Origin of the sequence: Kribbella orskensis (genome assembly GCF_004342085.1) — a bacterium.
GTDB classification, from domain to species: domain Bacteria; phylum Actinomycetota; class Actinomycetes; order Propionibacteriales; family Kribbellaceae; genus Kribbella; species Kribbella orskensis.
The window spans coordinates 72,559-86,415 of record NZ_SLWM01000025.1; the positions used below are offsets into that span (position 1 = coordinate 72,559).

The 13,857-nt window shown below is 69.0% G+C and carries 8 protein-coding genes; 2 read left to right on the plus strand and 6 right to left on the minus strand.

Annotated elements, in window-relative coordinates; translation table 11 throughout:
• Positions 1-35: 35 nt before the first annotated feature.
• Positions 36-2,633: an alpha-glucan family phosphorylase gene (gene glgP / locus EV644_RS37665; protein ID WP_132195269.1), complete on the minus strand. Its 2,598-nt coding sequence runs from the start codon at positions 2,631-2,633 to the stop codon at positions 36-38.
• Between the two features lie 255 nt (positions 2,634-2,888).
• On the opposite strand from glgP, the gene EV644_RS37670 reads away from it, so the two are divergent.
• Positions 2,889-4,877 carry an alpha-1,4-glucan--maltose-1-phosphate maltosyltransferase gene (locus EV644_RS37670; RefSeq protein ID WP_132195267.1) on the plus strand — a complete coding sequence of 663 codons (1,989 nt, stop codon included), beginning with the start codon at positions 2,889-2,891 and terminating at the stop codon, positions 4,875-4,877.
• A 230-nt stretch (positions 4,878-5,107) separates the two neighbouring features.
• Here EV644_RS37670 and EV644_RS37675 read toward each other — a convergent pair whose 3' ends face one another.
• The 3 genes from EV644_RS37675 to EV644_RS37685 all read right to left on the minus strand — a co-directional run bounded on the left by EV644_RS37675 (position 5,108) and on the right by EV644_RS37685 (position 7,443).
• Entirely contained in the window at positions 5,108-6,268 is a 1,161-nt protein-coding gene (locus tag EV644_RS37675) for a threonine synthase (protein WP_199240229.1), read from the minus strand.
• A 64-nt stretch (positions 6,269-6,332) separates the two neighbouring features.
• Positions 6,333-6,761 carry a MarR family winged helix-turn-helix transcriptional regulator gene (locus tag EV644_RS37680; RefSeq protein WP_241999308.1) on the minus strand — a complete coding sequence of 143 codons (429 nt, stop codon included), beginning with the start codon at positions 6,759-6,761 and terminating at the stop codon, positions 6,333-6,335.
• Between the two features lie 25 nt (positions 6,762-6,786).
• Positions 6,787-7,443 (minus strand): winged helix-turn-helix domain-containing protein, encoded by a 657-nt coding sequence (locus EV644_RS37685; RefSeq protein ID WP_132195263.1) that lies wholly within the window; start codon positions 7,441-7,443, stop codon positions 6,787-6,789.
• 333 nt (positions 7,444-7,776) lie between these two features.
• Here EV644_RS37685 and EV644_RS37690 point away from each other — a divergent pair, with 333 nt between their 5' ends.
• Complete coding sequence (locus tag EV644_RS37690; RefSeq protein WP_241999307.1) at positions 7,777-12,150, plus strand: S8 family serine peptidase; 4,374 nt, start codon at positions 7,777-7,779, stop codon at positions 12,148-12,150.
• A gap of 158 nt (positions 12,151-12,308) precedes the next feature.
• On the opposite strand, the gene EV644_RS37695 is transcribed toward EV644_RS37690, so the two are convergent.
• Entirely contained in the window at positions 12,309-13,004 is a 696-nt protein-coding gene (locus tag EV644_RS37695; protein ID WP_132195259.1) for a winged helix-turn-helix domain-containing protein, read from the minus strand.
• 202 nt (positions 13,005-13,206) lie between these two features.
• The gene (locus EV644_RS37700) at positions 13,207-13,836 is read right to left on the minus strand and encodes a TetR/AcrR family transcriptional regulator (RefSeq protein WP_158293046.1); all 630 of its coding nucleotides are present in this window, start codon (positions 13,834-13,836) and stop codon (positions 13,207-13,209) included.
• Positions 13,837-13,857: the final 21 nt, after the last annotated feature.

Sequence of the window (13,857 nt, forward strand, 5' to 3'; positions counted from 1 at the left end):
CTAGAGGTAGGCGGGGCCCGGCGTTGTTCAGTGACTTAGAACTCGGAGCCTGCTGGCAGGTCCGGGGTTTCCGGGTCTTCGGGGTCGGACGGGCCGGCCGCCAGACCGAGCTCGGCCGGGCTGGCGAGCATGTCGTGCTTCGGGAGCACCCGCACGGTGTAGCCGAACGGACCGGTGCGGTCGAGCTTGAGCTCGCCCTCATACCGGTGACGGTTGCCCTCGTACGTCTCGGCGAGAGACAGCGACACCCGGACCGGATCGGTGATCTCGTCCTCGGAGTTCACCCGGCCGTGCATCGCCTCCACGTCGATGTCGGCGGCGGTCAGCTCGCCCAGCGAGACGAACGCGCGGATGCCGACCGTCGTACCGAGTTGCGGTACGTCGCCGAGGCCCTGCAGCTCCACGTGGTCGACGCGGATCTGCGGCCAGGCCGCGCGGACGCGCTTCTTCCACGCGGCCAGCTCGCGCGCACCCTCGTAGGTCGAGTTGAGCCGGCGGGAGGAGTGTGCGGCCGGTACGTAGAGCTGCTGTACGTAGTCGCGGACCATCCGGGTGGCGAGCACCTTCGGCCCGAGCTCCTTGATGGTGTGCCGGAGCATCTCGATCCAGCGGCCGGGGACCTCGCCGTCGTAGAAGCGCGGCGCGACCTGCTTCTCGATCAGGTCGTACAGCGCGTGCGCCTCGAGGTCGTCGCGGCGGTCGGTGTCCTCGATCCCCTCGGCCGACGGGATCGCCCAGCCGAACTCGTCGTCGTACCACTCGTCCCACCAGCCGTCGCGGATGGACAGGTTGAGCGCGCCGTTCAGCGCCGCCTTCATGCCGGACGTGCCGCAGGCCTCGTACGGGCGGAGCGGGTTGTTCAGCCAGACGTCGCAGCCCGGGTACATCGGCTGCGCCAGCGCGATGTCGTAGTCGGGCACGAAGACGATGCGGTGCCGGACCTCCGGGTCGTCGGCGAACCGGACCATCTCCTGGATCAGCTTCTTGCCGCCCTCGTCGGCCGGGTGCGCCTTGCCGGCGATGACGATCTGGATCGGCCGGGTCGGGTGCAGCAGCAGCGCCTTCAGCCGGGCCGGGTCACGCAGCATCAGGGTCAGCCGCTTGTACGACGGGACGCGGCGGGCGAATCCCATCGTCAGCACGTCCGGGTCGAGGATCGAGTCGACCCAGCCGAGCTCCGCCTCGCTCGCGCCGCGGTTCACCCAGGAGGCGCGGACGCGGGCGCGGGTGTCGTCGATGAAGCGCTGCCGCAGCATCCGCTTCGTCTCCCACAGCGCCGCGTCGGTGGTCTTGTCCAGACCCTCGAACATGCCCTCGGAGTCGCCTTCGTCGGCGGCCGCGTAGGTCAGGTTCGAGATCTCGCGCGCCACCCAGGTGGGGGCGTGCACGCCGTTGGTGATCGAGGTGATCGGCACGTCGGACGGGTCGAAGCTCGGCCACAGGCCGGCGAACATGCCGCGGCTGACGACGCCGTGCAGCTTGGAGACGCCATTCGCCCTCTGAGCCAGGCGAAGGCCCATGATGGCCATGTTGAAGACGCCGGGGTCGCCGCCTTCGAAGTCCTCGGCGCCGAGCGCGAGGATCCGGTCGATCGGTACACCGTCGCCGAACGCGTCGGCGGAGAAGTGCTGCTGGATCAGCTCGACCGGGAAGCGGTCGATGCCGGCCGGGACCGGCGTGTGGGTGGTGAAGACGGTGCCGCCGCGGGCCACCTCGAGGGCGGTGTCGAAGTCGAGGCGCTGGTCGTGGGCCAGCTCGCGGATCCGCTCGATGCCGAGGAAGCCGGCGTGGCCCTCGTTGGTGTGGAACACCTCGGGCGCCGCGTGGCCGGTGACCCGGCAGTACTCGCGGACCGCCCGGACGCCGCCGACACCCAGCAGCAGTTCCTGGAGCATCCGGTGCTCGGTCGTCCCGCCGTACAGGCGGTCGGTGACCTCGCGCTCGGCGGGCTCGTTGTCCTCCATGTCGGCGTCGAGCATCAGCAGCGGCACCCGGCCGACCTGGGCGACCCAGATCTGGGCGCACAGCTTGCGGCCGCCCGGCAGCGTCACGTTGATGCCGGCCGGGGTGTCTCCGTCGCGGAGCAGGCTGATCGGCAGCCCGTCGGGATCCACCAGGGGGTAGCGCTCCTGCTGCCAGCCCTCGCGGTTCAGCGACTGGCCGAAGTAGCCGTGCCGGTACAGGAGGCCGACGCCGATCAGCGGGACACCCAGGTCACTCGCTGCCTTCAGATGGTCACCCGCCAGGATGCCGAGGCCACCGGAGTACTGCGGCAGCACGTGGGTGATGCCGAACTCCGGGGAGAAGTAGGCCACCGAGCTGACCGGCGAACCGGCCTCGGCCTGGAACCACCGGTCGTCGGTGACATAGCCGGTCAGGTCGGCTACAGCCAGCTCCAGACGGCGGAGGAAGGCGTGGTCGTTCGCCAGCTCGTCGAGCCGGGCCGCCGGGACCTCGCCGAGCAGCCGGACCGGGTCACCGCCGGTGCTGCGCCAGAGCTGGGGGTCGACAGCCTCGAAGACGTCTTGCGTCTCGGGGTGCCAGACCCAGCGCAGGTTGTTCACCAGGGTGCCGAGACCGGTCAGCGGCTCGGGCAGGACAGGGCGGACGGAGAATCGTCGTATCGCTCGCACCGGGACACCGTACCGGCCGATGGACCCGAACTCACCCTCGGGCTGCATCGATTTTGCAACGCGAGCAAGAACTTGCAGCCCCTGTTCCGCAGTGTGGACCGAGAGCCCGGCCCACAAGACCCGGTACGCCGGAACGAGGACCCGGGCAAGCAAGGGTGTGCATGGCCCCGCGAACCGTGGGGAACCGATAACGTCAGTGCTGCACAACTCCCGTGTCAACCACCGCGAGTCGGAAAGCGAAGGTTCGTTTACTCCATGACTGGGCGCATCCCGATCACCGAGGTCACCCCGACCGTCGACGCCGGCGCGTATCCGGCCAAGTCGTCGGTGGGCGAGACGTTCACCATCGCGGCCACGGTGTTCCGCGAGGGCCATGACGCGGTGAACGCGAACGTCGTGCTGACGTCGCCGACGGGCCAGACCAGACGGATGCTGATGACCCCGCTGGGCCAGGGCAGCGACCGCTGGACGGTCGACGTCACCCTGCAGGAGCAAGGCGCGTGGACGTTCGCGGTCGAGGGCTGGAGCGACCCGTACGGGACCTGGCGGCACAACGCGGAGATCAAGATCCCGGCCGGTATCGACGTGGACCTGATGTTCGCCGAGGGCGCCGCCTTCTTCGACCGCGCCGCGGCCGGCGTACCGCCCGCGGTCCGCGTCGACCGCAGTACGTTGAGCGACGCCGCGCAGGCGCTGGCCAACCCGGCGCTGCCGCCCGAGGCCCGGCTGGCCGCGGGGATCTCGCCGCAGGTCCGCTCCGCGCTCGGGCGCTACCCGGTGCGCGAGTTGATCACCTCGTCCGAGACGTACCCCGTCTGGGTGGACCGGCGGCTCGCGCTGTACGGCAGCTGGTACGAGTTCTTCCCGCGCTCCGAGGGCGCGACGTACGACGAAGAGAAGCAGGAGTGGAGCTCCGGCACCTTCCGTACTGCGGCCCAGCGGCTCGACGCGGTGGCCGCGATGGGGTTCGACGTGCTCTACGTGCCGCCGGTCCACCCGATCGGCAGGTCGTACCGCAAGGGCCCGAACAACACCCTCGACCCGAAGCCCGGCGACCCCGGATCCCCGTGGGCGATCGGTTCCTCGGAAGGTGGCCACGACGCGATCCACCCGGAGCTCGGCACCTTCGAGGACTTCGACTACTTCGTCAGCCGGGCCCGCGAACTCGGGCTCGAGGTCGCGATCGACCTGGCCCTGCAGGCCTCGCCGGACCACCCGTGGGTGACCGAGCACCCGAAGTGGTTCTCGGTCCGCGCCGACGGGTCGATCGCCTACGCGGAGAACCCGCCGAAGAAGTACCAGGACATCTACCCGATCAACTTCGACAACGATCCCGAAGGCATCTACGCCGAGGTGCTGCGGATCGTGAAGCTGTGGATCTCGCACGGCGTCACCGTGTTCCGGGTCGACAACCCGCACACCAAGCCGGTGAACTTCTGGGAGTGGCTGCTCGGCGAGGTCCGCAAGACCGACCCGGACGTGGTCTTCCTGTCCGAGGCGTTCACCCGGCGGCCGATGATGCGCGAGCTCGCGAAGGTCGGGTTCCACCAGTCGTACACCTACTTCACCTGGCGCAACGAGAAGTGGGAGCTGGAGGAGTACCTGCAGGAGCTGACCAAGGAGACCGGCCACTTCCTGCGGCCGAACTTCTTCGTGAACACGCCGGACATCCTGACGGCGTACCTGCAGTACGGCGGTCCGGGCGCCTTCAAGATCCGCGCCGCGATCGCCGCGACGGCGTCCCCGGCCTGGGGGGTCTACGCGGGTTTCGAGCTGTTCGAGCACGTCGCCCTGCGGCCGGGCTCCGAGGAGTACCTGGACACCGAGAAGTTCCAGCTCCGCCCGCGCGACTGGGACGCCGCCGCGGCCGAGAACCGCACCCTCGCGCCGTACCTGACTTTGCTGAACAACCTCCGCCGCCGGCACCCCGCGCTGCAGCAACTGCGCAACCTCAGTCTGCACAGCGTGGACGACGAGGCGATCATGTGCTTCTCGAAGCGGGTCACCGGTCCTGACGGGCACAGCGACACCGTCATCGTGGTGGTCAACACCGACCCGCACTCGGTCCGCGAGTCGCTCGTCCACCTCGACATGGCAGCGCTCGGCATGCGCCCCGAAGACACCTTCACCGTGTACGACGAGATCACCGGCGCGACCTGGCGCTGGGGCCAGCAGAACTACGTCAAGCTCGACCCCAACGGCGAGCCCGCCCACATCCTCGCCGTCCGCCGCGGCCAGGCCTGATCACCTGACATCATCGCCCTCACAAGAAGAAGTGGGGGCGATGATGTCGGTGCTGGAACGGGAATCACCGGAGGCCCGGCGCAAGACGGGGTGGTTCCTGCCGGTCGGGGTGGCCAGCGGGATCAATGCGTTCGGACCAGATGGCGGGACTCCGGTCTCTGCTTCGCCGGAGGCGTGCTGGCAGGTCTGGTGCTGACCACCGGTCGGCAACAACTGCGCGCCCAAGACCTCTAGAGCGGCACGGTCTCCGGGTACTTCAAGCCGGTTCCGGTGTTGAGGGCAACGACCTGGTCGTCGGCCTTGATCCAGCCGGACTCGCGCAACTGCTGGACGGCGGCGAAGTTGGCGGCGCCCTCCGGGCAGATGAACGAGCCTTCGAGCTCGGCCACTCGCCGTTGGGCGGCGAGGATGTCGTCGTCCTCGATCGCGATCGCGCAGCCGTCGGTCTCCTTGATCGCCTGCAGGACGAGGAAGTCGCCGAGGGCCTTCGGCACGGTGATGCCGAAGGCAACGGTCTTCGCGTCCGGCCAGGCTTCGCTCTCCGGCAGGCCCTTCTCCCAGGCCTGCACGATCGGCGCGCACCCGGTCGCCTGTACTGCGACCAGCCGCGGCATCGGCCCCTCGACCCAGCCGAGCTCGGCGAGCTCCGCCAGGGCCTTCCAGATCCCGATCAGCCCGACACCACCGCCGGTCGGGTAGAGGATCACGTCCGGCAGCTTCCAGCCGAGCTGCTCCGCGATCTCCAGCCCCATCGTCTTCTTGCCCTCGATCCGGTAGGGCTCCTTCAGCGTCGACACGTCCTGATAGCCCTCGCGGGTGGCGAGCTGCTCGCGCACCCACGCCCCGGCGTCACCGATCAGCCCGTCGATCAGCTTCAGCTCGGCGCCGACCACCTTCACCTCGCGCCGGCAGATCTCCGGCGCCGCGATCGGCATCGCGATCAGCGCCTCCATCCCGGCCCGCGCCGCGTACGTCGCCCACGCGGACCCGGCGTTCCCGTTGGTCGGCATCGCGATCTTCCGTACGCCGACCTCCCGCGCCCGGGACACCCCGACGGCAGCCCCGCGCGCCTTGAACGTCCCGGTCGGGATCAGCCCCTCGTCCTTCATCAGCAGCCCGTCCACCCCGAGCTCCCGCCCGTACTGCGGTACTGCGAGCAGCGGGGTCATCCCCTCCCCCAGGCTGATCACGTTCTCCGGCGTACGCACCGGGAGCAGTTCGTGGTACCGCCAGAGGTCGGGTGGTCGCGCGGCCACGTCGTCCTTGCTCAACCCGGCCCGCACCTCGTCGAGGTCGTACCGGACGAGCAGTGGCGATCCGCACGAGCACAGGCCGATCACCTGATCCGCGGAATGGGTGAGGCCGCACTTGGGACATTCGAGGTGACTCATAGCCGAGAAGCGCACAAACCCAGAGGCTACCCCGCCGCTCGCGGCTCAGCAGGTCGATCTCATGTCAGAGCACGGACAGCAGCTTGCGCAGGGTCTCGCGCGCGGCATCGAGCTCGGCGACGGTGACCCCTGCCCGGGCAAGCCGCTGGGACCGGTCGGCATCCGAGGCAATCACGATCTTCCGAAGCGTCTCGCGCCCGTCCGTGGTCAACGCGAGCAGCGGCGATCGCTGATGGTCAGGATTGCCCGAACGCTTGACTACCCCGTCGTCGACCAACTCATCGGCCACCCGCTGCACGCTCTGCCGGGTCAGCCCGAGCCGCCTCGCGATCGCGGGCACGGTGAACGCCTGGTCCGACAGCACGCTCATCACATGCCAGCGAGCCACCGTCTGCCCCTGTTCGGACGCGATCTGCTCACTACTCCCCCGCGACACGCCCGCCAGCTCGTACACATCGGCCACCAGCAAGCGGTAACTCTCAGCCCTTGTCACCTTGACAGCCTACTGTCAAGGTGACTCACCCCGCGCGGAGGCCGCTGATCGAGGTGCGCTGGTGGGACGTGGTGGACGGACGCTGGTGGTCGGTGAGGCGGAAGCCCGTACCGCGGACCGCGTCGATCGTGACGGTGGTGCCCAGCTCGTCGAGCTTGCGGCGTACTCGTTTCACCAGCGAGTGCACGTCGGCCGTGCCCTGCAGGTGCCGGTTGCGCCAGACGGCCTGGTGCAGCGCCTCGTACGTCCACACCCTCAACGGCTCCGTGATCAACCGGGTGAGCAGATCGTGCTCGAGATCGGTCAAGGGCACCTCCCGCTCCCGCCACTGCGCGACCGACCGGGCCGAGTCGATCGTCAGCACGTCGGCGCCCCGGTCGCCGCGATCCGTACGCCGGTCCGGCACCTTCCTGGCGACGGGTTCGTCGACGGCCTCCGGCTCCGGGGGCTCCGGCTGCTCAGGTGGAGCCGGCGGCGGCTGTTGTGCGGGCGTGAGCAGTCTGCGGAGTTCGTCCAGGCTGGAGACGAGCAGCAGCGGCGCGACATCGTCGACGAGTTCCGCGAGCCGGACCCGCTCCTCCATCGACGCTGCCACCGCGATCAGCAGTGGGAACGGCTCCTGGGCGGATCCGGTCAGATCGAGGGCGCCGGCGGTCGGGGCGGGGACACGGGCGGTGACCATCTGATTACGATGTCAAGCACTGCCTCAAATCGTCAACGTATTGACAAGCAATGGCGAAACCTTGCTCACGAGCAAGGGACTGTTAGTGACATCTTGCTCACCAAGTGTGCTTGTTCCGCTCCGCATCTGACACATAAGGTCCACGTCAGGCTCTCGGCGTAACACGTCGCGACCTGGAGTGCACGGAGCGTTCGCAGAACCGGTTCACCACGATCTACCTGCGAAGCCCTGCACCTCTGCACCAAATGACTCGGGGGAGTCGACTCGGGGTCGTACAAGTGAGGGGCTGCAGAGATGTCACATCAACGAAGAAGGGGACTCGCCAGATCACTGGTGAGTGCTCTGGCGGCGGTGGCCGTCGTCACCACCGGGCTGGCCGCCACCGGCCTGGCCCAGGCGGCACCACCCACCAAGCCCGGCGGAACGCCCGCGCCGGCCGCCAAGATCAAGCCGGACGTGCTGTCGAAGCTGGAGGGCAATGACGCCAAGGAGGCGACGGACTACTGGGTCCGCTTCACCGCCAAGGCCGACCTGTCCAAGGCCAGCACGATCACGGACTGGAACCAGCGCGGTACCGCGGTCGCCGCGGCGCTGCGCAAGACCGCTGCCGAGAGCCAGGCGAAGGTACGCGCCGAGCTCGACGCGTCGAAGGTGAAGTACCAGGCCTTCTGGGGCACCAACGCGATCCGCGTCTCGAGCGGCACGCTGGCCACGGCGCAGAGCCTGGCCACGCACGCCGAGGTCGAGGGCATCTACAACCCGGTGGCCCTGGAGGTTCCGAAGGTCACCGAGGGCAAGACCGAGCGTGAGATCAACGCGCTCGAGTGGGGTATCGCGAACATCAACGCCGATGACGTCTGGAGCCAGTACGGCGACAGGGGCGCCGGCATCGTCATCGCGAACATCGACACCGGTGTCCAGTACGACCACCCGGCGCTGGTGAACCAGTACCGCGGCAACAACGGTGACGGCACGTTCGACCACAACTACAACTGGTTCGACGCGGCCGGCACCTGTGGTTCGGCACCGTGTGACACCAACGGCCACGGCACCCACACGATGGGCACCATGGCCGGTGACGACGGTGCGGGCAACCAGATCGGCGTCGCGCCGGCGGTCAAGTGGATCGCCGCCAACGGGTGCTGCCCGTCGGACGCCGCGCTGATCAACTCCGGTCAGTGGATGCTCGAGCCGACCGACCTCGCCGGGCAGAACCCGGACGCGAGCAAGCGGCCGAACATCATCAACAACTCGTGGGGTACCACGCTGCCCTCCAACGAGCCGTTCATGGAGGACATCACCAACGCCTGGACCGCGTCCGGCATCTTCGGTGCCTGGTCCAACGGCAACAGCGGATCGGCCTGCCAGACGAGCGGTTCGCCGGGCAGCCTGGTGAGCAACTACTCCGCCGGTGCCTACGACATCAACAACAACATCGCCTCCTTCTCCGCCCGCGGTGTGGGCCAGAACGGCGAGACCAAGCCGAACATCTCGGCCCCGGGCGTGAACGTGCGCTCGAGCGTTCCGGGTAACGGCTACGCCAGCTTCAACGGCACCTCGATGGCCTCCCCGCACCTCGCGGGCACCGTCGCGCTGCTGTGGGCGGCGGCTCCCAGCCTGAAGGGCGAGGTCGGGCCCACCCGCGCGTTGCTCGACGGCTCGGCCGTCGACAAGGCGGACACCCAGTGCGGTGGCACCACCGACGACAACAACGTCTACGGTGAAGGCCGTCTCGACGCGCTGGCACTGCTGAACGCCGCTCCGATCGGTGACACCGGCACGCTGGCCGGCACCATCACCGCCACCGGCGGCGCGCCCATCTCCGGTGCGACCGTGACCGTCACCCAGGCGGGCACGCCGGACCGTACCCTCACCACCGGCGCGAACGGCACCTTCTCGTCGGTGCTCCCGGCCGGCGACTACAACCTCGCGGTGGCCGCCTTCGGCTACGTCGGCCAGACCGGCACCGCGACCATCACCCTCAACGCGACCACCACGAAGAACTTCACCCTGGCGTCCGCGCCGACGGTGAGCGTCGGTGGCACCATCACGGACGGCTCCGGCCACGGCTGGCCGCTGTACGCGAAGGTGAGCGTCGAGGGCCCGGGTGGCGTGTTCGACTACACCACCCCGACCAACGGCCGGTACACCCTCCAGGTGCCGTCCAGCGCGTCGTACTCCCTCAAGATCGAGACTCAGCTGCCCGGCTACCAGACCGTCAGCCAGCCGATCACGGTGGGCACGGGCAACCTGACCAAGAACGTCGCGGTCCCCGTCCGTACCGACGCGTGCACCACGGCGCCGGGGTACAAGTGGGGCTCCGACGGCGTCTACGAGACGTTCGACACCAAGGCCGCCCCGAGTGGCTGGACCGTCGTGGACAACAAGAACAACGGCCAGGTCTGGAAGTTCGAGGACGTCGCCAACCGCGGCAACCTGACCGGCGGGTCCGGCGGTTTCGCGATCGTCGACAGCGACCGGTACGGTCCCGGCCAGCAGCAGGACACCTCGCTGGTCAGCCCGGTGGTCGACCTGACCGCGGTCACCGCTCCGGTGGTCAAGTTCAACCAGGAGCTCAACTGGCTCGGCGGCGAGAAGGCCGATGTCGACCTGTCGATCGACGGTGGCGCCACCTGGGCCAACCTGACCTCGCAGGTCACGGACCTTCGCGGCGTCAAGCAGATCGCCATCCCGCAGGCGGCCGGCCAGTCGGCCGTGCAGGTCCGCTTCCACTACTACGACGCCTCGTACGAGTGGTGGTGGGAGGTCGACAACGTCCTGATCGGCAGCCAGGTCAACTGTGAGCCGGTCGGCGGCGGTCTGGTCGTCGGCAACGTGAAGGACGCCAACACCGGCGGTTACGTGAACGGCGCCGTCGTCACCCGTGACGACAAGCCGGCCGAGACCGCGACCACCGTCGCGACGCCCGAGGACACCGGGCTGGCCGACGGCTTCTACTGGCTGTACTCCTCGGACTCCGGCGAGCACGGCTTCACCAGCAAGGCGGGTAACTACGTCTCCTCGACGCAGAACGTCAACGTCGAGGCGGACTGGGTCACCCAGGCCGACTTCAGCCTCGCGGCCGGCCGGCTCTCGGTCACCCCGGGGTCGATCGAGGCCAGCCTGAGGCTGCCCGGCGGCAAGGTCACCAAGTCGGTCACCGTCAAGAACACCGGTGGAGCGCCGGTGGACGTGAAGTTCGGTGAGCGCGACGGCGGCTTCGAGATCGAGAACGCCGACGGCAGCACGACCACCAAGTCCGAGGTCTTCAACAGCACCGGCGCACCGCTGCAGCGGCTGCAGGTGGCGACCTCGTTCGCCAACCAGCTGTCGGGCAAGATGGCCGGCACGCCCGCCGCGGCCAAGCCGATGGCGGCTCCGTGGACGGACATCGCCGACTACCCGGCGACCGTGATGGACAACCGGGTCGTCAACCTCGACGGCAAGGTCTACTCGATCGCCGGCGGCAACGGCAGCGCTTCCACTGGCAACAGCTACGTCTACGACCCGGCCACCCTGGCTTGGACCGCGATCGCCCCGCTTCCGGGCGCCCGTAACGCCGTCACCGTCGGCGCTGTGGGTGGCAAGATCATCGCCAGCTCCGGCTGGGGCGCGTCTGGTCCGGACGCAGGCACCTGGGCCTACGACCCGGCGGTCAACGCCTGGTCCGCGGTAGCTGCCAACCCGGCGCCGCGTGCGGCCGCCGGCCAGGCTGTCCTGGACGGCAAGCTGTACGCCGTCGGTGGCTGCACCACCTCCAGCTGTACCCCGATGTCCAACTCCGTGGTCGCTTACGACACGGCGTCGAACACCTGGGCCACGCTGGCGAACTACCCGAAGTCGGTTGCGTTCGCCTCCTGCGGCGCGATCGACGGACTGGTGTACTGCTCCGGTGGTAACGACGGCGCGGCCGCGCAGAAGTCCGGCTACGTCTACGACCCGAGCAGCAACTCCTGGTCCACCATCGCCGACGCCCCGGCTGACCACTGGGCGGCGTCCTTCGCCGTCGCCGGTGGCAAGCTGCTCGTCGTCGGTGGTGTCCAGGCCGGCGCCGTCACCAACGCCGGCTTCGCCTTCGACCCGGCCGCCGGTACCTGGGCGGCTCTGCCGAACGCCAACATGCCGCGGTACCGCGGTGCGGCGGCGTGTGGCTTCTACAAGGTCGGTGGCTCCTCCGGCGGCTTCAACGCGACCGTGGACAGTGAGGCTCTGCCGGGCCTCGAGGACTGTGCCGAGTCGTCGGCGGACGTCAGCTGGCTGTCGATCGACAAGACCGAGGCCACCCTGGCCCCGGGCGCGTCGGTCGTCCTGAAGGTGGGCCTGTCGGCCAACGTCGACCAGCCGGGTACCTACACCGGTACGGTCACCGTCGGCGAGAACACGCCGTACGCGGTCAACCCGGTCGACGTGAAGATGAACGTCACGCCGCCGACCACCTGGAGCAAGCTGATGGGCACGGTCACCGGGGTAGCCACCTCCGGCGCGACCGCTCCGCTCCCCGGCGCCATCGTCCAGGTCGACTCGTGGGCGCAGTCGTACACCTTCATCACCGAATCCGACGGCACCTACGCCTACTGGCTGGACCGTCGCAACAACCCGCTCACCCTGATCGCCGCAAAGGACGGCTACAAGCCGCAAACCCGCACGACGAGGCTCGTCGCAGGTGAGCCGGCCGTGGAGGACTTCGCCCTGAAGTCCATCAAGTAACCACGACCTAGCCCTGACAAGCCGGCCCCGGACAGGACCCTCTGTCCGGGGTCGGCACGCTCGGGTGGGTGGCGCGGCTCCTGAAGGTGGAGGCGTGTCCGCCTGAGCCTGACCGCCTGCCAGCGTCCCGGCAAACGGCGGAGCAGCGTGGGGAGGTTCTAGGCGGCTGGGAGCAGGTGGAAGCCGACGCCTCGGACTGCGTGGATGGTTACGGAGGCGCCTAGTTCGGCGAGTTTTTGGCGGAGGCGTTTGACGACTGAGTGGATGTGGGATCCGTGGCCTAGGTGTTCGTTGCCCCAGACCGCGTGGTGGAGGCGCTGGTAGGTCCAGACCTGGCCCGGTTCTTTCACCAGGCAGTGCAGGAAGTCGTGTTCCAGGCGGGTCAGCGGGATCTCGCGGTCCTTCCAGCGCGCCACCCGACGGTCCTCGTCGAGACGTAGCGCCTCGTCAGCGGCCGGTACTGCGGCCACCGCCGCAGGCGGACCCGCCACCGCCGCAGGCGGACCCGCCACCGCCACAGGCGGACCCGCCACCGCCACAGGCGGACCCGCGACCACCGCGGGTGGGGCCGCGACCACGGCGGGCCTGGTGCCCGGGTGGGGACCAGACGTGGGCAGGGGTGACTCGATCTGGGCAGTGACCGCTCCCCTGGATGCCGTGGGCAACACTGTGGGAGTCAGTACCACGGGGGTCGAGTCGCAGGCGGTGGTGAGGTCCAGGAAGGCGCGGGCCTGTTCTGCGCTGGAGACGAGCAGCAGCGCGTCGGCACCACCCAGCAGCCGGGCGAGTTGCACCCGCTCGGCGGTGGACGTGGCCACCCCGATGATCAATGACGAGTCCGGCAGCCTCTCCATGGAGCCCCTCCGTTCACCGCATGCCGGGGTCGGACGCAGGATAAGTACGGCCAACCACGAAGGTTTAGTCAAGGGATTACCTGCGCGCACCGCTGGCACAAATGCGCCCTGGCCTAAGCCGGACACTCTTGGACAGGGGTTCTCTACGGAGCGCCACGGAAAGGGCCTTCCACGGTCGCGCTGAGTCGCGGCGACTGCGGGATCAGGTGGCCGAACGGGCCACCCAGAAGGTTCGGACGAAGGCGTTCATCGTCTGATCGACCACCGCCTGGCGCTCCTCTTTCGGCAGCCGCGCCAGCGGGCCTTCGAGCATCAGCAGCGACAACCCGTGCACCAGCGACCAGGACGCGACCTCCGATCCGACCCGGTACTCCTCCCCGACGAAACCCAGCCGGATGAGTTCGTCGATCCCTTTGACGAGCATCTCGTGCGGCCCGTCCGAACCCCGGAAGTCCGGCGCCGGCTTGTCCACGTCCAGCACGAACGCGGTCCGGAACAGGCCGGGCTCCGACAGCGCGAAGTCCACATAGCCACGGCCGATCGCTTCCATCCGGGCCATCGCCGCCTTGGCCTCGTCCGGCTCCGGCGGCAGTGCGGCCAGCCGCTTGCGCATCGCCTCGCCCATCTGGTCCAGGGAGTGCGCCTTGGCCGCGGCGAGCAACGCCTCATGCCCGGAGAAGTGCCGGTACGCCGCCGTCGGGGTGACGCCGGCGATCCGGGCCGCCGCGCGGATCGTGACAGCGCCCGGCCCGCCCTGTTCGGCCAGCTCGGCCGCCGCGGCGATCAGGGCGTTCCGCAGATCTCCGTGGTGATACGCATCCCGACTGCTCATCTGGCAGATGTTGACGGCTGT